The organism is Pseudomonas sp. BN515, from assembly GCF_029873155.1.
In the GTDB taxonomy this organism is placed as follows: domain Bacteria; phylum Pseudomonadota; class Gammaproteobacteria; order Pseudomonadales; family Pseudomonadaceae; genus Metapseudomonas.
The window spans coordinates 61262-81041 of sequence record NZ_SSOH01000078.1 but is presented as its reverse complement, the minus strand read 5'-3'; the positions used below and the strand labels follow the sequence as shown (position 1 = coordinate 81041).

Genomic DNA, 19780 nt, shown 5'->3' with positions numbered 1-19780 from the left:
GGAAGTTGGCGTTCAGTACCCGCGCAGCCAGCGCTGGAGCCGCTGCTCCGCCTGGCGCAGGGCGAAATCGGAGAGCACGGCGAAGGTGCCGATCAGGGCGGTGCCGAGCAGGACCAGATCGAAACGGCCGACCTCGCGCTGGCCCCAGATGAATCCACCTAGACCGGCGGCACTGGCGCCCATGAGGATTTCGGTGCCGATGGTGGCGCTCCAGGCCACGGCCAGGGCGATACGCAGGCCGCCCAGCCAGGCCGGAAGGATGGCGGGTAGTAGCAAGACCCGCAGGCGCTTGCCCCAGCCGAGCTGGTAGACCCGTGCGACTTCATCCAGGCGTGGCGGCACGGCGCGCACGGCCTGGTAGGCGGCGATGATCATGGTGTAGGTCACCGCCAGGGCGATGAAGATCACCTTGGACGTTTCGCCGAAGCCGGCCCAGAGCCCGAGCAGGGCGATCCAGCCGAACAGCGGCATCTGTCGCAGCGGGTGGATCAGCGAGCCAAGGAGGCGATCCAGCAGCGACCAGGTGGCCATCAGCGCGCCCAGCAGGGTGCCGGTGAGCAGGCCCAGGGCGAGTCCCGCCAGCAAGCGCCCGAGGCTGCCAAGGCTGGCTTGCGCAAGCAGGTGGATGAGCTCCAGCAACCGCGCGTCCGGGAGGATTGCCGGGCCACGCCAGCTGAGCAGCGCCAGGGTGGCACAGGCGAGTACGGCGCCGATGGCGACACGGCGCACGGGGTAGTCGAGGCTGCTCATGGTCGGGCTCCAGGCAGGCGGTCATGCAGCCACAGCAGGAAGCGGTCACTCAGGAAGCCGAGCACGCCGGTGGCGAGCATGGCGGCCAGGACCACGTCCATCTGGAAGTAGATCCGGCCGCTGTTCATCAGGTAGCCCAGGCCGCTGCTGGAGGCGAACAGTTCGCCGAAGATGGCGGCGATCCAGGCTTTCGACAGGCCGATGCGCAGCCCCGCCAGCAACGCCGGCAGGGCGCCGGGCAGGATCACCTTGCGGTAGCGCAGGGCCGGCGGCAGCGCGAGTGCGGCGGCGGCCTCCAGCAGGCGCGGCGACAGGCCGAGAATGCCCTCGCGGGTTTTCACCGCGACGGGGAAATAGCAGGCGAAGGCGATCAGGAAGACTTTGTAGGCCTCGTCTATGCCCAGCAGGAAGATGATCAGGGGCGTCCAGGCAATCGCCGGGACCTGGGCCAGCAGGTTGATGACCAGGCCCAGGTTGCGGTCCACCCGAGGGGATAGCGCAAGCACGACACCGGTGGCGATGCCCACCAGGCTACCGGCAAGGAAGCCGGCGGCGACCCGCGCGAGGGTGATGCCTGCCGCCTCCACCAACTCGCCGCTGCCGAGCATCAGCCAGAGGGTTTCGAGCACCTGCGCCGGCGGCACCAGCAGGGTGGCCGGTGCCAGCTCATTGGCTGCCACCCAGTACCACAGGCCCAGCACCAGCAGCGGCGCGGCAAGCGTCACCGGCAGCCGAAGCAGCGGATGGACCAGGGTCATTGCCGGGCAACCTGGGGCAGCGGGTTACCGTCGCGGTCGTACTCCGGCCAGTGTCCTTCCAGCTGCAGTTCACGCAGGGCGGCATCGACGAAGCTGCGGTCCACCCAGGCGTCGATGTCCACCGGGCGGCGGATCAGGCGGTTCTCCAGCATGTAGTTGGCGACTTCCCGGTAGTGGGCCAGCAGGAAGGGATCGGGGATGGGCGAGAAGCGGAAGAGGAAGTCGCTGTCGCGGTACTCCTTCCATTGCTGCTCGACGCTGTAGCCCTGGGGGACCCAGGTCTGGAACAGTTCATCGCCGTGCTTCGGATCGCTGGCCCAGGCGCTGACGCGGATCACTGCCTTGAGGAATCGCTTTACGGCGGTCGGGTACTTCTGCGCGAAGTCCTCGGCGACGAAGAAGTCCGCCGCGAACTGCCAGTCCCTGGGCGCCTCGCGGGTTGACCAGAGGATGCGTCCACGGCCATCGGCGGCCAGGTTGGCACCATACACGCCGGGGGCGTAGAGCGCATCGATGCGGCCTTGTTCGAGGGCGGTTCGCGAGTCCACCAGGCTCAGGTTGAGGACCTTGAAGTCGGCCTGGGTGAACCCTTTGCTGCGCAGCAGGCGATCGAAACCGTACTCCCAGGGCTGGCCTTTCATGATGGCGATGCGTTTGCCCTTGAGCTCGGCCAGGTCATGGGCGGGAGAGTCCGCCTTCACCACCAGGTAGGCGTTGTTGCCCCGGAACCCGCCGCCGACGAAGCGCGTCTTGAGGCCGGCGGCACGGCCGAAGATGGCCGGGAACTCGCCGGCATAGCCGATATCCACGGCGCCGCTGGCCAGGGCTTCGTTGCTGGCCACGCCGCCACCCAGCGGATGCAGCCATTCGATGCGCACGCCGTCTGCGGCGAACTCCTGCTCCACGGCCTGTCGTGCGGCGGTCAGGCCGGAATTGGCGCCGGAGAGCTTGGGCGTCAGTGGCGAGCCGGCGCCGGTGGAAATGCGGATCACCTCCGGGAGTGGCTCGGCCATGCCGAGGATTGGCAGCATGGACAGGAGCACGGTCAGGGCGAGGCTGAGATCGAGCAGACGACGATGCGCATCCATGGCGTCAGGCTCCGGCGGGACCGTTCACGGAACGCAGTTCCGGCAGGCTGTCGTGGCTGCGCACCAGCTCGGCGCGTTCGCTGCGGAAGTGCGGCAGGATGTGCTCGCCCAGGCGATAGGCCTCTTCCAGGTGCGGGTAGCCGGCGAGGAAGAACAGGTCGATGCCGGCCGCGTTGTACTCGCGGATGCGTGCGACCACGTTTTCGTAGCTGCCCACCAGGGCGCAGCCCGGCGGAATGCCGATGTAGCCGAAGCCGGCCCAGACGTTGGGGTAGATGAAAAAGTCGTCGTAGCCCTGGGTTTCATTCTTCTCGGCGTAGCCGTGCTCGTAGCTCAGCTTGCGCGCGGTGCGCAGGCCGGCGTGAGCGGCGACCGCCTTGACCGCACCTTCGGCGATGCCTTCGTCGAAGAAGCGCTTGGCTTCGGCGCGGGCTTCTTCCTCGGTTTCACGGGTGATCACGTCGATGGACATGCCGAAGCGGATATCGCTGCGGCCGTACTTGAGGGCGCGCTCGCGCACATCGGCGATCAACGCACGGACCTCGTCGGGATGCTCGGCGCGCATCAGGTAGTAATCGGCGTGCTTGGCGGCGAACTCGCGGGCCGGAATCGAGGAGCCGGCGGTGCAGATCAGCGGCAGCTCGGCCTTCTTCAGTGGGCCGCGCAGGCCGCCGCCTTCGGCGCGGTAGTACTTGCCTTCGTAGTGGAAGTTCTCGTTATGCCAGTAGCCCTTGACCACGTCGAGGAACTCGATGGCGCGGTCATAGCGCTCGTCGTGGCTGCTGAAGTCGCCGACCTGGCGCTGGATGGCATCGGAACCGCCGTTGATGATGTTCCAGACGAGGCGGTTGCCGGTGGCGCGCTGGTAGGTGGCGGCCTGCTGGGCGGCGACCCAGGGCGTGTAGTGATAGGGCTGGAAGGCGGTGACGAACTTGAGGGTACGGGTTTCCCGCGCCAGCAGGGAGCAGACGGTCCAGGGTTCTTCGCCTGTCGGTGCGTTGACCATCAGGGCGCCGCCAAAGCCGTTGATCTCCGCGGCGCGAGCGATCTGGCCCAGGTAGTCGATGTAGGTGAAGTGGTCGCCGACGCGGAAGCTGGAGACGGCGCCGGTGCTGCGCTCGCCACGGTTCCAGTCGCCACGGTTGCGGGGGTCGCCGGGCAGGTACTGGGTTTCGCCATGCAGGGGCAGACGGGTGAAGAATTCAATGCTCATGGGGGCCTCGTCAGGAAGCGGTTGATACGGTCGATTGGGGTTGAGCAGGTTTCGCGCCACTTCGACGGAAGCCTTGCAGGGCGTGGGTTGCGAGCGGTTTTAGGTTCGCCTGCGCAATGCCCGTGCTGGAGTGGCAGCAACCCCTTGCTGCTGGCGCAGCAGTGCGCCAGCAGCGTTCCGTCTGTCAGTGGCTGGCGGTGACCTGGTTGCTCAGGGCGGGCCAGTAGTTCTCGAGCTTGAGGTCGAGGATTGCCTGGTTGGTGAAGCGGGTTGCGAAGGACTGGGTGATGTCGAAGTCCTGGCGGATCAGCTTGTTGTCCAGGGCGTACTGGGTGAGGGCGCGGTAGTGCGCCTTGAGCTGCTCATCGCTCTTGGGTGCCCAGCGATCCTTCCAGGCGACCGGGTCGTTCTGGTCATCGCGACGCAGCACGCTTTCCGGTGTGCCGGCGCGGGACGAAAGCTGGTAGTAGGCGTCCTTGTTCTGCTCCTGGGAAATCCACCAGGCCGCCTTGACCCAGGCGGTGGCGAGCAGCTGGGTGATCTCGGGATAGCGCTGGATGAAGTCATCGGTACCCCAGAGGTCGGAGATCAGGCGCCAGCTGTTATCGCCCTGCTTGGTGGACCAGATGATCCGGCCGACACCCTTGTCTTCCAGCAGGTACGACTCGCTGAGCAGCACGGCGGCATCCACCTTGCCGGCCGACACCGCTGCGGCGCCGACTTGCGGGTTGAGGTTGGCGACCTTGAAGTCGCTGAGCTTGAGGTCCTTGCTCGCCAGGTAGTTGCTGAAGGCGAACTCCCACGGGCGCCCGCGATGCAGCGCCAGGCGCTTTCCCTTGAGGTCGTCGATGCTCTGCGCGGTGGAGGAGGCAGGGACTACCAGGTAGACGTTGTTGCCGCTGCCGCCGGGGACGATCAGCTTGCCCGGTACGCCACCGGCGCCGCCGATGACCGAGGGCAGGTCGCCACGCACGGCGAAGTCGATGCTGTTGTTGGTGAAGCCTTCGTTGATCTGCGGACCGGCGCCCGCGTGGGGCAGGGCGATCCAGTCGAGCTTCACGCCCTTGGCCGCCAGTTCCTTCTCCAGCCAGCCGTCTTCGATCACCCGACCCGGGATACCGCCGAACACCGGTTTGCCGCCCTGGGTGTAGGCGACGATGGCGATCTTCACGGAGGCCGGAACCTCGGCCGCGAGGGCCTGGCCGACCGCGAGCACTGCGGCGAGCGCTGCCAGTCCGGCGCGCAATGGATTCTTCATGGGAGTTCTCCTTTCCAGTTCCTGCCAGTTGGTCCGGCATTTGCGGAGGAAGGGAGCGAAATGCATGCCAGCAACCGCACGGCTGCCTCGAAACCCAGGCACGACGTGGCCTGGAGGCTTGAGCGATTTAGCCCCGTCGGTGTTTCGCGGGTGCTGGGATTTCAGCAGGGGTGCTGGGGGATTGCTGCCGATTCAGCAGTTGGCGCAGGGAAATGTGCGCATATTTCTTTTGGGAATTAATAAATACTTATTAATTCCTTAATTATCTAAAAGGCTTGATGCAAGATGCCCGGGCGCATCAGAAAGCAAGGAATTCGAGATGTCACTGCTCACTCACCCCAATGCCCGTGAACTGACCAAGTCGGTCCGTGCGACCGTGCTGGTCTTCAAGGACCCGCGCTCGCAGGAATTGCTCAGCCGGATCGAGCGGGTGGCGCCCAGCGAGGCTAATGCGCTGATCATCGGCGAGACCGGAACCGGCAAGGAACTGGTCGCACGCCATATCCACCACCTCAGCCGACGCAGCAAGGAGCCCTTTGTGGCGGTCAACTGCGGCGCATTCCCCGAAACCCTGGTGGAGAGCGAGCTGTTCGGGCACGAGAAGGGCGCCTTCACCGGCGCCACGGCGAACAAGGCGGGCTGGTTCGAAGCAGCCAATGGCGGAACGCTGTTCCTCGACGAGATCGGCGACCTGCCGTTGGCCATGCAGGTGAAGTTGCTGCGGGTGCTGCAGGAGCGCGAGGTGGTACGCCTGGGCTCGCGCACGCCAGTGCCCATCAATGTGCGAGTCATCGCGGCGACCAACGTCAACCTGGCCGACGCCGTGGTGGCCGGGCATTTCCGCGAGGACCTGTTCTATCGCCTGCACGTGGCGACGCTGCGCTTGCCGCCGCTGCGGGAGCGCCCGGGCGATATCCTGCCCCTGGCCGAATTCTTTATCCAGGAGCATTGCCAGCGCCTGGGCTACAACCGCGCCACCCTCAGCCTAGACGCCGAGCGCGTGCTGCTCGGCCACAGCTGGCCGGGCAACATCCGCGAACTGGAGAACGCCATCCACCACGCGCTGCTGGTGTGCCGCAACGAGGTGGTCCAGCCCAACGACCTGCACCTTGTCGACATGCGCACCCAGGCGATCCGTCACGAAGAACGGCTCCCCAGCCTGCCGGCCGCACACAATCCGGCTGACCTGGATGCGGTGCTCAATCAGTTGTTCGAGAAGAACCTGCCGAATCTCTACGAGCACATCGAGGAGACCATCTTCCGTTCGGCCTATCGCTTCTGCCACGGCAACCAGCTGCAGACGGGTAGGCTGCTCGGCATCAGCCGCAACATCGTGCGGGCGCGGCTGGAGAAGATTGGCGAGTTGGGGTGAAAATTTCCCGACGCAAGTGGCGGCGGCCCAGGAGGCTACGCCTGCTGTAGGGGCGAATTCATTCGCCAAGGGCAGCGGAGCTGCCCTGTGCGAGCGCGAAGGGCGAACCTGCGGTCCGCTTGGCGATTGAAATCGCCCCCACAGGTTTTGCGCCGATCCAGACCGGGGCCTCCCGTAGGTTGGTCAGAGCGCAGCGAAGCCCAACACAGCGGGGGTCGACTTCGCACGTTGGGCTTCGTGACCTCAGCCACAACCTACGATGGCCGAGGGCTTGGCGCCTGCTGTGGGGGCGAATTCATTCGCGATGGAGGCCGTAGGCCTCCCATAGGTTGGTCAGAGCGCAGCGAAGCCCAACGCAGCGGGGTTCGACTTCGCACGTTGGGCTTCGTGACCTCAGCCACAACCTACGATGGCCGAGGGCTTGGCGCCTGCTGTGGGGGCGAATTCATTCGCGATGGAGGCCGTAGGCCTCCTGTAGGTTGGTCAGAGCGCAGCGAAGCCCAACGCAGCGGGGTTCCGTTCCCAGGTGATGGGTTTCGTTCCTCTACCCATCCTACGATCTGGTCCGTCGGTCGGGCTCAGAGCGGCCCGACTTCCGTCTTGCCTTCGTGGCGGTCGTTCATCCAGCGCAGCACCTGTTCGCCGAACTCGGGCGGGGCCTTGCGTGCGACGCGGCGCACCAGGTCGAGAATGGTCTGCTGGGCGAGGGCTTCTTCCATGCGTTTTTGCGCTTGCAGCATCACCGCATGGATAGAGCAGGGGTCGGCAATGGCCCAGTCCGGTGCGGGGCAATCAGTCCCGAAGATCGCGCAGCGCTCGCGTACACCCCGGCATTCGAAAATCTGCTTGTCGCCGTCGATGGCACGGACGATGTCCAGCACCGTGATCTCGTCTGCCGGCCGCGCCAGGCGGAAACCGCCGCGCACGCCTTCGGTGGCTGCCACCAGGCCCGCCTTGGCCAGGCGGGTGAACACCTTGGCCAGCAGTTCCGGCGGCACGCCCTGCAATTCGGCCAGGGCGCGCACGCTGGCTTCTCGGCCATTGCCTTTCTCATCTGCGAGATAGAGGAGGCAGTGGATTCCGTACTCCACGCCCGCGCTGTACAACGCCATCTTTAACTCCGACTAGTGTGGTCGCCATTTTGGCGGCCGTTCTCTATTGCATTTCCCGTGTTTCCAGCTTCGCAGTGGAAGCCTTCCTTCACTTCAGACGCCTCAATGCTAAAGGATTGAAGCCTTGACGCCCATATTTGTCGCGGCTTGAGGGAAATGATGGCGACGAGCGGCATGACCCGGCAAGGAAAAATGCTTGCTGAAATTAACTACGACAAATACAGTCGTAGTTATCCGGTGTGATTGGAGGCGATGACCTCACACCCCGGCCTATGACTGTCGGGTGTATCCGCCCGGAACAACCTCGCTTTTCGCCTTGTGGAGAGAACTATGAAACAACGCATCCTGATCGTCGGCGCCGGCTTCGGTGGTATGTGGAGCGCCCTGAGCGCGACTCGCCTGCTCGACCAGCATGGCCGCAACGACGTCGAAGTGGTGGTGCTCGCACCCCAGGCCGAGTTGCGCGTGCGTCCGCGCTTCTACGAACCCGAGGTGCACAAGATGGTGGCGCCGCTGGGCGACCTGTTCGACGCCGTGGGCGTGACCTTCGTCCAGGGCTTTGCCGAGCGCATCGACGTCGAGGGCAAGCGCGTTGGCTATCGCGATGCCGCAGGCGAGTTCGCCGAACTGGCCTACGACCGCCTGGTACTGGCCTCCGGCAGCCAGGTAGTACGCCCGGCGATGGCCGGTGTCGAGCACGCCTTCGACGTAGACAATCTCGAAGAAGCCGTGCGCCTGGAGCGCCACCTCAACGCCCTGGCGGAGCGTCCCGCATCGGCCAGCCGCAACACCGTGGTCGTGGCCGGTGGCGGCTTCACCGGTATCGAAACCGCCGCTGAAATGCCGGCTCGCCTGCGTGCCGTGCTGGGCGAAGACGCCGATGTGCGGGTGATCGTGGTCGACCGTGGTCACCAGATCGGTGCTGCACTGGGCGAGGGGCCGCGTGCCGCCATTGCCGAGGCGTCTGCCGAACTGGGTATCGAATGGTGCCTGAACAGCGGCGTGGCTTCGGTGGATGCCGCCGGCGTGACCCTGTCCAACGGCGAACGTATCGAGGCGGACACCGTGGTCTGGACCGTCGGCGTACGCGCCAACCCGCTCACCGAGCAGGTTCCGGCCGAGCGTGACGGCCAGGGTCGCCTTCACGTTGACGCCAATCTGCAGGTGCATGGGCATCACGGTGTATTCGCCACTGGCGACGTCGCCCGCGTGGCATGCGACGACCAGGGCAACCATGCGCTGATGTCCTGTCAGCATGCGATTGCACTGGGCCGTTCCGCCGGCAACAACGTGGCCGCCAGCCTGCTGGGCGTGACGCCGATCCCCTACAGCCAGCCGAAGTACGTCACCTGCCTGGACCTCGGTGCCTGGGGTGCCGTGTTCACCGAAGGCTGGGATCGCCAGATCAAGTTCGAGCGTCAGGAAGGCAAGTCCATCAAGCAGCAGATCAACTCCGTGTGGATCTACCCGCCGGCGGCTGATCGTGCCACCGCACTGGCTGCTGCCGACCCGATGATCCCAGTCGTCGCCTGATACCCCAGTCGCCAGCCAATCGCCGGCGCTAGCCCATCGCCTGGGGCGCCCGTCCTGTGACGGGTGGCTCCAGGCCCCGATTTCCATGCCCGGAGCCTGCCATGAGCCTGACGGTCATGATTTCCACCCGCCCCCTGGCTGCTGCCGCCATCGAACAGATCATCAACCAGTGCCTGCCCGGCGTCGCCTGGACCCTCCAGTCGATATCGCCCGATGTCAGCTCCTGGCGCCTGCACCTCGCCATCGACCCGTGTTCCGAACCGGTGTCCGGGATGTTCGCGTCGATCATGGCCAGCGGATGGCTGACAGGCATCGAGTTCGTGTCACCGGCACCGACCCAATGCGGGCTGCCGAAGGCGCCTGCATTCCAGTAACGGTCCCGTGAGGGGCGACCTTCGCGATTCCATGCTTTTGGATAGTGCGGAAAGCGGCTTGTTGGAACCATAGTCCAGCTCTAGCCTCTAGCATGGCTTCGTCAGCCGTGGTCCGAACAACAAGCACAAGGAACCGCCATGACCGCCCAATCGAACCCGTCCCAGGGCATCCTCGACGTACTGATCGTCGGTGCCGGCCTGTCCGGCATCGGCGCCGCCTGTTACCTGAAGCGCGACCAGCCTGGCAGGAGCTTCCAGGTACTGGAGGCGCGCGACAGCCTGGGCGGCACCTGGGACCTGTTCCGCTATCCCGGCATCCGTTCCGACTCCGACCTCTACACCTTCGGCTTCGAGTTCAAGCCCTGGAAGGACGAGAAGGCCATTGCCGATGCCAGCGCGATCATGAGCTACCTGCGGGAAACCGTGGTCGAGCACCAGATCGAGCGGCACATCCGCTACGGCCAGCGCGTGGTGTCGGCGGATTGGTGCAGCGAACGGGCCTGCTGGGAAGTGCTGGTGGAAGACGCGGCCAGCGGCCAGCGCAGCGTGGTGCCTTGCCGCTGGCTGTTTTCCGCTGGCGGCTACTACCGCTATGACCAGGGCTTCACCCCGAATTTCGAGGGTGTCGAACGCTTCCGTGGGCAGCTGATCCACCCGCAGCACTGGCCGGAAAACCTCGACTACAGCGGCAAGCGGGTACTGGTGATCGGCAGCGGCGCCACGGCGGTGACGCTGGTGCCGGCCATGGCTGACAAGGCGGCCCACGTGACCATGCTGCAACGCACCCCGAGCTACGTGATCCCGCTACCAGCGAAGGACCCGATCGCTCTGCTGCTGCGCAAAGTGCTGCCGGAAAAGACCGCCTACGCCCTGGTGCGCTACAAGAACGCCAAGGTGGCGCTGGGCCTGTGGCGCTTCTGCCAGCGCTTCCCCAACGCTGCGCGGCGCATCATCCGCTTCGTCAACAAACGCGCGCTGCCCAAGGGCTATCCGGTGGATGTGCACTTCAATCCGCCCTACAACCCCTGGGACCAGCGTCTGTGCGTGGTGCCCGACAGCGACCTGTTCAAGGCACTGCGCAGCGGCAAGGCGTCCATCGTCACCGACCATATCGACAGCTTCACCGAGCAGGGCGTAAGGCTGAAGTCCGGCGTCGTGCTGGAAGCGGACATCGTCATCACCGCCACCGGGCTCAACGTGCAGGTGTTCGGCGGCGTGCAGCTGTCGCGGGATGGCCAGCCCATCGCCTGGAACGAGACCGTGGCCTACAAGGGCATGATGCTCTCCGGCATCCCCAACTTCGCCTTCGCGGTGGGCTACACCAATGCCTCCTGGACCCTCAAGGTGAGCCTGCTCTGCGAGCACTTCTGCCGCCTGCTGGGCCATATGGAAGAGCAGGGCGTCAGCGTCTGCGAACCACAGGCCCCGGCTGGCATGCCGACCCGGCCGCTGCTGGATTTCGGCGCCGGTTACGTGCAGCGTGTGCTGGCCAACCTGCCACGCCAGGGCCCGGGCATGCCCTGGGTCATGTCCATGGACTACTTCAATGACGTGAAGCTGTTGCGCAAGGGGCCGGTGGACGACGCCTGTCTGCGGTTCTCTACCGGGCCGGCGGCGCAGCAGGTGGAATCACCCGCGACGGTTGGAGAAGTGCTGGGCTGAGCAGGAATCCGCAGGGCGCGCCGAGCGCACCGATTCCGGGCTCGGCCTCGGCGTCGATACAAACCGTCTGTGCGCACGGCGCACCCTACGTACTCCATCGGAGCGCGGTGCGGCTCGCGGCCTTCGAACAGATGGCCGAGGCCCATCGTTACCTGGAGTCGAACCAGCAGTTCGGCAAGATCGTGGTGACGCTTTGAAGACGGTTCAGGCCCTGCGGGGTTCGGCGTCGAGTTGCGCGCGCATCAGCTCCAGGTAGCGCGCGGCGCCGAGTCCGAGAGGGCGATTCTTGATCCAGATGATGTCCACCCACAGCCGCAACTGGCTGGCCATGTTGTCGAAGGCGACTTCGGTGAGCGCGCCCGATGCCAGCAACGGCTGGACCAGCGGCTGCGGCAGGTAGGCCCAGCCCAGACCGGCCTGGACCAGATCGAGGGTCGCCAGGTAGCTGTCGGAAAGCCAGACCCGGTGCGACAGCACGATCTGCGGGTCGGACGCGGTGGGCTCACCGGTGCCGACGATGATCTGCCGGGTATCCGCCATCTGCGCCTCGCCCAAGGCGCCCGACTCGTTTGCGGAGGCAAATCCCGGCGCGGCCACTGCCGTCAGCAATTGGCTGCCGGCCTCCAGGAAGGCTTCGCGCTCATCGATGCCCGGCCGCTCGAACACCAGTGCCAACTGCACGCTACCTTCATGCAGCATGCGCACGGCCTCGGCTTGGGAGGCGGAGCGCACCTCGATCTGCAGGGTTGGAAACTCGCGGGCCAGAATCGCCAGCGGACGGCTCCAGGCACCGGTCTGGAGTTCTGGCGCCATTGCCAGCACCAGGCGTGCCTCAAGGCCCTGGTGCAGTTGCAGGGCATGGGCGTCCAGCAGATTCAACTGGCTGGCGGCCTGTCGTGCCTGGGGCTCCAGTGCGCGGGCGGCGGCAGTGGGCAGGGCCTTGCGGGTGGAGCGGTCGAAGAGCTCCAGGTCCAGTTCGGCTTCCAGTTGGGAGATCGCCATGCTGACGGCGGAGGGCACGCGGCCGAGCTTGCGGGCTGCCGCGGAGAAGGAGCCCGCCTCGAGGACGGCGAGGAACACCTTGAGGGTTTCGCTGGTGAAGGCCATGTCGGTTGTCAGATTTGCTGATGACGGTCGTCTTTTTCTATCAGGCCTGTGCACTTAATTTCCACTCCAACGACAACACGCGTGAGGAGCAGGACATGACGAACAGGAGTTGGCAGGGCCAGGTGGCCCTGGTCAGCGGGGCCGGCAGCGAACTGGGTATCGGCATGGCCATCGCCCGCAGGCTCGGCGCTGCAGGGGTGAAGCTGGTGGTCACCGCCAGTAGCGCGCGGATCGCCGAGCGGGTGGCGGAGCTGCGCGCTGAGGGCTTCGAGGCCGAGGGCAGGGCGGCGGACCTTACCGACGATGCCCAGGTTCGCGAGCTTGCCGCTTGGGCCGAATCGCTCTGGGGCCGCATCGACATCCTGGTGAACAACGCCGGCATGGCCATGCAGGGCAGCCCCGAACCCTTTGCCGAGGTTGCCGGCATGGACCTCGCCACCTGGAATCTTTCCATTGCACGCAACCTGACCACCGCCTTCCTACTCACCCGCGCCGTGCTGCCGGGCATGCAGGCACGGGGTTACGGGCGCATCGTGCAGATCAGCTCGACCACCGGCACCCGTGGCAGCAATCCGGGGGAAGCCGCTTACAGCGCCGCCAAGGCCGGCATGGTCGGGATGAACATGGGCCTCGCGCTGGAAGTGGCGCGCCAGGGCATCACCGTCAACAGCGTTGCACCGGGCTGGATCGGCACCGGCTCCAGCACGGAGGAGGAACGCCATGCGGCCAGCTATGTGCCGGTGGGCCGGGCAGGCCGCCCGGAGGAAGTGGCGGCTGCAGTGGCCTTCCTCGCATCGCCGGAAGCCAGCTATATCACCGGCGAACTGTTGGTGGTGGACGGCGGCAACTGCCTGATTGAAAACAAGGCGCCGTGAGCGGGAGGAACGTCACCATGAGCAGTCCTGTTGTTCTGATCACGGGTGCGGCCGGCGGTGTTGGCCGGGCGCTGGCCAAGCGATTCATCCAGGGCGGTTGGCAGGTCTTCGCGACCGACCTCTCCGCCGAGGGCCTGACGCGGCTGCAGGCGGATCATCCGGCTTGCGCCGCCCTGGCCGGCGATATCCGGCGCCCGTCGACCTGCACCGAGGTAGTTGGTGCAGCGCTAGCCGCCTTCGGCCGGCTGGACGCGCTGGTCAACGCGGCTGGCGTCTGGCGTGAAGGCCCGGTAGACACCTTCAGCGAGGAAGACTTCGACCTGGTGCTGGATGTGAATCTGAAGGCCACCTTCTTCATGTGCTCGGCGGCTATCCCGCATCTGAAAGTGTCCGAGGGCAGCATCGTCAACATCTCCAGCGATGCCGGCCGCCAGGGCAACAGGAACGCAGCGGCCTATTGCGCGAGCAAGGGCGGGGTGACGCTGCTGACCAAGACCCTGGCGCTGGACCTGGCGCCCTTCGGCGTGCGCTGCAATGCCGTGTCGCCCGGCGATATCAAAACCCCGATGCTCAAGTTCCAGGCCGAGCAATACGGCGGGGGCGACCCCGAGGGGTATTACCGCGAGCTGCTGGCGAAGTATCCGCAGGGTGAGCGGGCCTGCTTCATCCAGCCGGAGGAAGTGGCCGAATTGGTGTATTTCCTCTCTCAGGCGGGAGCGCGCTCCATCACGGGGGCGGATATGGCCATTGACCGGGGTGTTTCGGCGGGGAATTGATTTCCACCTTACGGAGCTAACCGCACTTGTAGGAGCGAGCTTGCTCGCGAACCTTCGTGGCCCGGCCTTTCGCGAGCAAGCTCGCTCCTACACAAAGCCTTGGCATCCGCTTTTGCCGGTGGTTGTCGTGCGATGGAAATGAAGAGCGATCTCCACCCTACGCAAAGCCTTAGAACCCGCTCTCCCTGAGCACCACCGCCGCGAGATGGGTCAGGCCCTCGGCCAGCAGGCTGCGGCGGTTGCCTTCGATCTGCAGGTGGCCGCGGGTTTCGCGCAGGGTGGGCGGGGCGCTGTCCAGTTGCACCAGCACATGGAACAGCGGCGGCGTCGGCACCAGTTCCTTTCCGTGGCTGGCGACCATCAGCGGGCCGCCGAAGCGGGAGGCGAGCATGGGGTGTTCGAGCTTGCTGACGCGCGTGCTGCCGATGGCCACCACTTTGCCGGTAATGGGCGCTGGCTGGCCTTCCGGGTAGAAGCGCACGCTGCCGTCCTGCACCAGCCGCTGCACATCGTCCTGGTCGACGTAGGCGTCCACTTGCCAGCGGCTCGGGTCCACCAGCATTCCGATGGGTTCGCGGCTGTGCACCCACTGGCCGGGGCGCCAGTCCGGGTCGAGGTCCAGCCACTGCCCGGCGAAGGGTGCCTGGAGCCTGAGGCGGGCGATTTCCGAGCGGGCTGCACGGGCTTCCTCGAACTGCACGCCGAGGCGCTGGCGGGTGGCCAGGGCCTGCTCGGCGCCGGTGGGGTCGGCGATCAGCCCGCCCAGACGCGCCTCGTAGCTCTTCACGCTGGCTTCGCTGCTGGATACGCGCGAGGCGATGTCCGGCTCTTCCAGCGATACCAGGGTTGCACCGGCTTCCACGGTGCCGGCGGGATGGATGGCCTGCAGGCGAGCCGGGTAGGGCGCGAAGACCCGCAGCTGGTGTTCGGCGCGGGCCACACCCAGGGCATGTATCTGACTGCGCCAGGGCACGGCGAGCAGCAGCAGGAGCGTGGCCAGCACGCCCCACCAGAACACGCGGCGGCTACGGCGGATGGCGGCCCGGTTGGCCCACCAGTGTTTCAGTTCGCGCCAGACCGGCATGAGGATGAACCAGGAGATTTCCACGGCGAACAGCAGTATCCCGAGCAGTTTGAAAAAGAGCAGGTAGACCGCCACGGCGATCCCCAGGAACAGCACCAGGCGGTAGACCCAGGTGACCATGGCGAAGGCCACCAGGGCGCGGCGTCTGCCGGGGCTGAAGGATTCCGGCCATTCCTCATCCAGGCCGAGCACCACGCGCCGCAAGGTGGTCCGGGCAAGGGCCGAGGAGCGCTCGTGGAGGTTGGGAAAGTCCAGCAGGTCGGACAGGATGAAGTAGCCGTCAAAGCGCATGAAAGGGCTGGCATTCAGCGCCAGGGACAGCACCCAACTGGTGGTGGCCAGGTAGAGCAGGGCATTGCGCAGCGGGCCGGGGTCCGACAGTGCCCAGCCAAGGGTGGCCAGGCCCGCCAGGGCCAGTTCGGTGAGGATGCCGGCCGAGGCGATGGCCAGGCGTTGCCGCGAGGTGCGCAGCTTCCAGCTTTCGCCAGTGTCGGTGTAGAGCATCGGCCAGAGCACCACGAAGGCGATGCCCATGTGTCCGACCCGCAGCCCCAGGCGCGTGGCCACCAGGGCATGCCCCATTTCGTGGAGCGTCTTGGCCAGGATCAGTGCCATGGCGAAGCTCACCAGCCCGGACGCGGAGAAGGACTCCACTACCGCCGTGGTGAAGCTGTCCCACTGCTGCAGCACCAGCAGTACGCCCAGCACGCCGAGGGCCACCACCAGCACCCCGGTCAGCGGCCGGAACAGCCAGTCCAGATGCCCGGCCAGGCGTTCCAGGTGCCGTTGCGGACGCAGCAGCGGGACGCGGAAGAACAGGTAGTGGTGCAGCCACCAGCGCCAGTCCAGCCAGGCATTGCCTTCGCTGCGTTTGGCCATGCGCGACGTGGCGTCTGGGCTGGGGCGCAACAGCTGGTGCTGGTCGAGGAACTGGCGGAACTCCAGCACCTGCTCCACGTCCGGGCGCAGCGGCGTCTGTTCCTGGATGGCCTGGCAGATCCGCGCCGGCGTGCCTTCCCAACGCAACAGGCATTCGAACTCCAGCCAGCCGATGCGATAGAAGCGGTTCACTACGGTGTCCTGGATCACCCAGGCCGGCTCGCCGTCGCTACCTGGTGCGGTTTCCAGCAGGCGCAGGTCTTCCCGCAAGGCTGGCAGCGGGAGCTCGGCGGCATCGATCATCACAGGCCGGTCCAGGCGCGCAGCGCGGCGAAGGGACGGCGCAGCAGGTAGTAACCGAGCACTACCCGTTCGCCGTAGAGCTTGGCAGTGCCGTGAAGGCCAAGGCGGGCGTGTTCCGGCTGACCCTCGACGCTGGCCAGCAGCCGGTAGGCCACCACGCCTTCGTCGTTGGCGCGGGCCTGGTAGCTGGTTTCCAGCACCTCGCCCTTGAGCGGTGAGAGAGGATACGCGGTGAGGAACAGGGTGACCTCGGCGCCGGGTTCCAGGGCGATGGCATCGGCCACCGGCAATTGGATCAGCATCGCCGGCTGCGCCGGGTCGGCCACCTGGAGGATGCGCTCCCCGGTCACCACCGGCTTGCCCAGCCAGTCATTGGGGTCGCTGAACACCGCCACTCCGGCGCGCGGTGAACGCACGCGGGTGCGTTGTAATTGCGCCTGCACCGCCGCCAATTCGGCGCGGCGCTGTTGGGCGCGGCCATTGAGCAGGGTCAGCTCGCTCTTGCTCTGGGGGTTGTCGAAGGCGCGTTGGCTGGCCGCCATCAGTTCGGCGTCGGCCACCGCCACTTCCTTGCCGAGGACTTCGGCGCGGCTCTTGAGCGTGGTTTCGTCCAGGCTGAACAGCAGGGTGCCGGCTTCCACCGGCTGGTTCGGTCGCACCTGCATGCGTTCGATCACCCCGTCGATGGGGGAACTGACGATCTCCGCCTGGCGCGAGACGATTTCCGCCGGCGCCAGGGCTGTCTGCCTGACCGGAATCAGCATCAGCGCGCCGGCCACCGCCAGTGCCACCAGCAGCTGGCGCTTGCTGGGCCGCCAGGCCAGCAGGCGGCGCTGGCCACCGAAGGCCGCCCAGCAATGGGCCCAGGTCTGCCAGAGGCCATCCATCAGCGGCAGCAGGGTTTCCGCCGGCGGCGCTTCCAGAAGGAACAGCACCAGCCCGAGGCGCTTGCCGTCGCGGTCATGCAGGGGAATGCACCAGATCCCGCTGGGCCACCATTCGGCCCAGCCTTCGGCGATGTCTTCGGGCGGCTCCACGGCATCGCGGCCCAGCCAGCGCGGCGTCGCATCGGGCAGCTGGTCGGCGAGCCAGCGGCTGGCACGGCGCAGCCAGACCAGGTAGGGCGAATCCTCGCTGGGCCGCGCCAGGCCGGAGACGCAAAGCAGCTCCAGCTCCTCGCCGCGCTGGGCCAGCACCAGTGCCTGGTGGTAGCGCAGCAGGGCGTAGGGGTCGTTGGCAATGGAAAACGCCAGGGCGTTCAGCGAATCGGCGGCCAGGGCACGGTCGCGCAGGGCGGCCAGTCCCAGCAGCAACTGCGGATGGGGCAGGCGGTCAGTCATTGGCTTGCGGGAAGTGTGCGGTGCCGCTCATGCCGGCGATCAGTTCCGGGTGCTCGGCGTCGAGCCGGGCCTCCAGTTCCACGGTCTGGGCCACGGCGTCCACCCGCGAGTTGATGGCGCTGATATGGGCGCCATAGGACTTGCCCGTTTCCAGGATGCTCACTTCCAGCGCCAGGCCCGGCTTGAGCCTGGGCAGCAGGCTGGAGGGCACGTTGAGGCGCACCTTGAGGGCGCCGTCGCTGACCAGGTCGAACAGCGGCGTACCGGCGGCCACGGTCTGGTACGGCTTCACGTGGACCTTGGCCACCCGCCCGGCGAACGGCGCCTGCACCTGGCAGTAGCCGCTCTGGGCCTGGGCCAGGGAGCGTGCGCCTTCGGCTTTCTGCACTTCGGTATTGGCCATGGCGACTTCCAGGTCGCCCACGGCGTCCAGCTTGCGCAGGTTGCGTTTGGCGTCGAGGTTCTGCCTGGCCATGGTCAGCTCGGCGACGGCCACCTTGGCGCGGGCCTGGGCTTCCTCGCAGTTGAGTTGGGCCAGCAGGGCGTTCTTCGCCACTTGCTGGCCGAGGGAGGCCTTGAGTTCGCCGAGGGTGCCGTTCATCTGGCTGGAGAGGGTGGTCTCCAGGTCCGCCGCGAGCAGCACGCGAATGGCGCCGGGGTCCCCGAGGGGACTGGCCGCCGGTACGTCTTCGGCATAGGCGGCGGGGAGCGGAAGCAAAGGGACAAGGGACAGCAAAAGTGCGAGCAGACTGCGCTCAGCGTTGTACGACATGCGGTGTTCCTTGTTGGTTGGCGAGGAGTTTGGCGCGTTGTTGCTCTTCCAGGGTGCGCTGGATTTCGCGGGCCAGCGTCGGGATGTCGTGCTTCTCGATCTGCTCCGGGAGAATGTCCAGGCCGATGGAGTTGTACAGCCGGCCCCAGGCGGCCTGGGCACTGGAGTAGGCGGCTTCGCGCTGGTAGCGCGACAGCAGGTAGCGGCCTTCGGCGCGGATCAGCTCCAGTTCCGAGCCGTAGGAGGTGTTGCGCGCGGCCTGGGCGTAGTCCAGCAGGCTCTGGTCCACCCGCAGGCTCTGGTCGGCGAACTCCACTTCCTGGCGCGCCAGTTGGTAGCGCAGGGTGCCGACGCGCACCTGGGTGAGGATGGCCATGGACAGCGCCACGCGGCGCATGTCGTCAGTCTTGGCCTGGGACTCGGTGGCGTTGTTGAGCGACGGCAGTTGCAACAGGCGCAGCAGGTTCAACGACACCTGCAGCCCGGTCTCGGTCCAGTGGCTGTTGTAGAGGAACTTGTTGGAGTCGTACTTGTAGCCGAAGTCCAGGCTGACGTTGGGCCAGAGCTGCGCCTTGGCGATCTTCAGGTCGTTTTCGTTGACCCGCTTGCGGTACCACTCTTCCATGATCTCCGGGCGGTTCTCCAGGGAGAGCTGCTCCAGCCGGTTGATGTCCTGCTTCAGTTCCGGCAGGGGCTGTTCGGTCTGGTCGGCGAGGACCAGTTTCGAGCCCGGCGGCAGCGACATCAGGGCCGACAGCTCGGCCTGGGCGAACTCCAGGTCCTGGCGGCGCACGGTGAGCAGGTAGATGGAATCCAGCAGGGCGCGCTGGTAGGCCAGCACCTCCTGGCGCGGCAACAGGCCTTTGGACTCGGCTTCCTGGGCGGAGAGCAGGGCCCGGTGGGTGCGCACCAGCAGACGGTCCACCTGGGGCATCAGGCGTTGGGCGCCTACGGCACGCCAGTACGCATTGCGCACATCCTGCAGGACGTTCTGCGCCACCTTGCGACGGCGTTCCTCAGCCATGAGGATCTGGTCGCTCTTCTGCTGGGTACGGTAGTAGGCCACGCCGAAGTCCAGCAGGCTCCAGGAGAGGCCCAGGCCGTAGAGCTCGCGGTAGCGCTCCTCGGAGGTGGATGCCCGCAAGCTTTCCTCGCGGTCCTCGATGCCGATGGAGGTGCCGCCGGAGTCGTTGTTACGTCCGGCATAGCCAGCCGAGGCCACCAGGCGCGGCAGCATCTCGTGGCTGGATACGTCGCGCAGGTCGCTGGAGAGGGCGCTTTCCATCAGCTTCAGGCGGTAGTCCAGGTTGTACTTCAGGGCCCGGGCGGCGGCTTCGTAGAAGGTGATGGGGGCGGTTACCGGTTCCTGGTCGGCGTACATCTGCGCCTGGTCCTGGACGATGCGCTGTCGGCTTTCCTCCTCGGTATAGACGTGGGGCTTCATGGCCGAACAGGCACCTAGCAGCAGGCTGGAGGCGATGGCGGCGCTGAGGAGTGTAAGGGGCGTTCTTGGCATGGTCAGTC

At 66.3% G+C, this 19780-nt stretch carries 18 protein-coding genes; 7 read left to right on the top strand and 11 right to left on the bottom strand.

Going from position 1 to position 19780, the window contains the following annotated elements; genetic code table 11:
• Nucleotides 1–12: 12 nt before the first annotated feature.
• The 5 genes from E8E91_RS21735 to E8E91_RS21715 all read right to left on the bottom strand — a co-directional run bounded on the left by E8E91_RS21735 (nucleotide 13) and on the right by E8E91_RS21715 (nucleotide 5067).
• A complete protein-coding gene (locus E8E91_RS21735; protein WP_280378708.1) occupies nucleotides 13–750 on the bottom strand; it encodes an ABC transporter permease subunit in 738 nt (245 codons plus the stop codon).
• Nucleotides 747–1508 carry an ABC transporter permease gene (locus E8E91_RS21730; RefSeq protein WP_280378707.1) on the bottom strand — a complete coding sequence of 254 codons (762 nt, stop codon included), beginning with the start codon at nucleotides 1506–1508 and terminating at the stop codon, nucleotides 747–749. The genes E8E91_RS21735 and E8E91_RS21730 overlap by 4 nt, the downstream gene beginning before the upstream one ends.
• A complete protein-coding gene (locus E8E91_RS21725; RefSeq protein WP_280378705.1) occupies nucleotides 1505–2596 on the bottom strand; it encodes an ABC transporter substrate-binding protein in 1092 nt (363 codons plus the stop codon). Before E8E91_RS21725 ends, E8E91_RS21730 begins: the two co-directional genes overlap by 4 nt.
• Nucleotides 2597–2600: 4 nt before the next feature.
• Entirely contained in the window at nucleotides 2601–3809 is a 1209-nt protein-coding gene (locus tag E8E91_RS21720) for an LLM class flavin-dependent oxidoreductase (RefSeq protein WP_280378703.1), read from the bottom strand.
• A gap of 184 nt (nucleotides 3810–3993) precedes the next feature.
• Nucleotides 3994–5067 carry a PhnD/SsuA/transferrin family substrate-binding protein gene (locus E8E91_RS21715; RefSeq protein ID WP_280378702.1) on the bottom strand — a complete coding sequence of 358 codons (1074 nt, stop codon included), beginning with the start codon at nucleotides 5065–5067 and terminating at the stop codon, nucleotides 3994–3996.
• 319 nt (nucleotides 5068–5386) lie between these two features.
• Here E8E91_RS21715 and E8E91_RS21710 point away from each other — a divergent pair, with 319 nt between their 5' ends.
• A complete protein-coding gene (locus E8E91_RS21710) occupies nucleotides 5387–6439 on the top strand; it encodes a sigma-54 dependent transcriptional regulator (RefSeq protein ID WP_280378700.1) in 1053 nt (350 codons plus the stop codon).
• A gap of 578 nt (nucleotides 6440–7017) precedes the next feature.
• Here E8E91_RS21710 and E8E91_RS21705 read toward each other — a convergent pair.
• Nucleotides 7018–7551, bottom strand: a complete 534-nt coding sequence (locus tag E8E91_RS21705; RefSeq protein ID WP_280378699.1) for an Rrf2 family transcriptional regulator — start codon at nucleotides 7549–7551, stop codon at nucleotides 7018–7020.
• A 330-nt stretch (nucleotides 7552–7881) separates the two neighbouring features.
• Between E8E91_RS21705 and E8E91_RS21700 the strand changes: the two genes are divergently transcribed.
• The 4 genes from E8E91_RS21700 to E8E91_RS21685 all read left to right on the top strand — a co-directional run bounded on the left by E8E91_RS21700 (nucleotide 7882) and on the right by E8E91_RS21685 (nucleotide 11317).
• Nucleotides 7882–9084 carry an NAD(P)/FAD-dependent oxidoreductase gene (locus tag E8E91_RS21700; RefSeq protein WP_280378697.1) on the top strand — a complete coding sequence of 401 codons (1203 nt, stop codon included), beginning with the start codon at nucleotides 7882–7884 and terminating at the stop codon, nucleotides 9082–9084.
• A gap of 101 nt (nucleotides 9085–9185) precedes the next feature.
• The gene (locus E8E91_RS21695) at nucleotides 9186–9458 is read left to right on the top strand and encodes a hypothetical protein (protein WP_280378695.1); all 273 of its coding nucleotides are present in this window, start codon (nucleotides 9186–9188) and stop codon (nucleotides 9456–9458) included.
• 138 nt (nucleotides 9459–9596) lie between these two features.
• Nucleotides 9597–11120: an NAD(P)/FAD-dependent oxidoreductase gene (locus E8E91_RS21690; RefSeq protein ID WP_280378694.1), complete on the top strand. Its 1524-nt coding sequence runs from the start codon at nucleotides 9597–9599 to the stop codon at nucleotides 11118–11120.
• A gap of 107 nt (nucleotides 11121–11227) precedes the next feature.
• Nucleotides 11228–11317, top strand: a complete 90-nt coding sequence (locus E8E91_RS21685; RefSeq protein ID WP_280378692.1) for a zinc-binding dehydrogenase — start codon at nucleotides 11228–11230, stop codon at nucleotides 11315–11317.
• Between the two features lie 7 nt (nucleotides 11318–11324).
• On the opposite strand, the gene E8E91_RS21680 is transcribed toward E8E91_RS21685, so the two are convergent.
• Nucleotides 11325–12227 carry a LysR family transcriptional regulator gene (locus E8E91_RS21680; protein WP_280378690.1) on the bottom strand — a complete coding sequence of 301 codons (903 nt, stop codon included), beginning with the start codon at nucleotides 12225–12227 and terminating at the stop codon, nucleotides 11325–11327.
• Nucleotides 12228–12322: 95 nt separating this feature from the next.
• Between E8E91_RS21680 and E8E91_RS21675 the strand changes: the two genes are divergently transcribed.
• Nucleotides 12323–13102, top strand: coding sequence for an SDR family NAD(P)-dependent oxidoreductase (locus tag E8E91_RS21675; RefSeq protein WP_280378688.1), 780 nt, complete (start codon nucleotides 12323–12325; stop codon nucleotides 13100–13102).
• Between the two features lie 17 nt (nucleotides 13103–13119).
• Nucleotides 13120–13878 carry an SDR family oxidoreductase gene (locus E8E91_RS21670; RefSeq protein ID WP_280378687.1) on the top strand — a complete coding sequence of 253 codons (759 nt, stop codon included), beginning with the start codon at nucleotides 13120–13122 and terminating at the stop codon, nucleotides 13876–13878.
• A 169-nt stretch (nucleotides 13879–14047) separates the two neighbouring features.
• Here E8E91_RS21670 and E8E91_RS21665 read toward each other — a convergent pair whose 3' ends face one another.
• The 4 genes from E8E91_RS21665 to E8E91_RS21650 are packed head-to-tail and all read right to left on the bottom strand — an operon-like array spanning nucleotide 14048 to nucleotide 19772.
• Complete coding sequence (locus tag E8E91_RS21665) at nucleotides 14048–16144, bottom strand: HlyD family efflux transporter periplasmic adaptor subunit (RefSeq protein ID WP_280378685.1); 2097 nt, start codon at nucleotides 16142–16144, stop codon at nucleotides 14048–14050.
• Complete coding sequence (locus tag E8E91_RS21660; protein ID WP_280378683.1) at nucleotides 16144–17484, bottom strand: HlyD family secretion protein; 1341 nt, start codon at nucleotides 17482–17484, stop codon at nucleotides 16144–16146. The genes E8E91_RS21665 and E8E91_RS21660 overlap by 1 nt, the downstream gene beginning before the upstream one ends.
• Nucleotides 17477–18256, bottom strand: a complete 780-nt coding sequence (locus E8E91_RS21655) for an efflux RND transporter periplasmic adaptor subunit (RefSeq protein WP_280378681.1) — start codon at nucleotides 18254–18256, stop codon at nucleotides 17477–17479. The genes E8E91_RS21660 and E8E91_RS21655 overlap by 8 nt, the downstream gene beginning before the upstream one ends.
• Nucleotides 18240–19772: a TolC family protein gene (locus E8E91_RS21650; RefSeq protein WP_190834572.1), complete on the bottom strand. Its 1533-nt coding sequence runs from the start codon at nucleotides 19770–19772 to the stop codon at nucleotides 18240–18242. The genes E8E91_RS21655 and E8E91_RS21650 overlap by 17 nt, the downstream gene beginning before the upstream one ends.
• Nucleotides 19773–19780: the final 8 nt, after the last annotated feature.

Excerpts from the sequence above, each read along its gene's own strand:
- E8E91_RS21735 (WP_280378708.1), bottom strand. The coding sequence starts at position 750 with ATGAGCAGCCTCGACTACCCCGTGCGCCGTGTCGCCATCGGCGCCGTA.
- E8E91_RS21730 (WP_280378707.1), bottom strand. The coding sequence starts at position 1,508 with ATGACCCTGGTCCATCCGCTGCTTCGGCTGCCGGTGACGCTTGCCGCG.
- E8E91_RS21725 (WP_280378705.1), bottom strand. The coding sequence starts at position 2,596 with ATGGATGCGCATCGTCGTCTGCTCGATCTCAGCCTCGCCCTGACCGTG.
- E8E91_RS21720 (WP_280378703.1), bottom strand. The coding sequence starts at position 3,809 with ATGAGCATTGAATTCTTCACCCGTCTGCCCCTGCATGGCGAAACCCAG.
- E8E91_RS21715 (WP_280378702.1), bottom strand. The coding sequence starts at position 5,067 with ATGAAGAATCCATTGCGCGCCGGACTGGCAGCGCTCGCCGCAGTGCTC.
- E8E91_RS21710 (WP_280378700.1), top strand. The coding sequence starts at position 5,387 with ATGTCACTGCTCACTCACCCCAATGCCCGTGAACTGACCAAGTCGGTC.
- E8E91_RS21705 (WP_280378699.1), bottom strand. The coding sequence starts at position 7,551 with ATGGCGTTGTACAGCGCGGGCGTGGAGTACGGAATCCACTGCCTCCTC.
- E8E91_RS21700 (WP_280378697.1), top strand. The coding sequence starts at position 7,882 with ATGAAACAACGCATCCTGATCGTCGGCGCCGGCTTCGGTGGTATGTGG.
- E8E91_RS21695 (WP_280378695.1), top strand. The coding sequence starts at position 9,186 with ATGAGCCTGACGGTCATGATTTCCACCCGCCCCCTGGCTGCTGCCGCC.
- E8E91_RS21690 (WP_280378694.1), top strand. The coding sequence starts at position 9,597 with ATGACCGCCCAATCGAACCCGTCCCAGGGCATCCTCGACGTACTGATC.
- E8E91_RS21680 (WP_280378690.1), bottom strand. The coding sequence starts at position 12,227 with ATGGCCTTCACCAGCGAAACCCTCAAGGTGTTCCTCGCCGTCCTCGAG.
- E8E91_RS21675 (WP_280378688.1), top strand. The coding sequence starts at position 12,323 with ATGACGAACAGGAGTTGGCAGGGCCAGGTGGCCCTGGTCAGCGGGGCC.
- E8E91_RS21670 (WP_280378687.1), top strand. The coding sequence starts at position 13,120 with ATGAGCAGTCCTGTTGTTCTGATCACGGGTGCGGCCGGCGGTGTTGGC.
- E8E91_RS21665 (WP_280378685.1), bottom strand. The coding sequence starts at position 16,144 with ATGATCGATGCCGCCGAGCTCCCGCTGCCAGCCTTGCGGGAAGACCTG.
- E8E91_RS21660 (WP_280378683.1), bottom strand. The coding sequence starts at position 17,484 with ATGACTGACCGCCTGCCCCATCCGCAGTTGCTGCTGGGACTGGCCGCC.
- E8E91_RS21655 (WP_280378681.1), bottom strand. The coding sequence starts at position 18,256 with ATGTCGTACAACGCTGAGCGCAGTCTGCTCGCACTTTTGCTGTCCCTT.
- E8E91_RS21650 (WP_190834572.1), bottom strand. The coding sequence starts at position 19,772 with ATGCCAAGAACGCCCCTTACACTCCTCAGCGCCGCCATCGCCTCCAGC.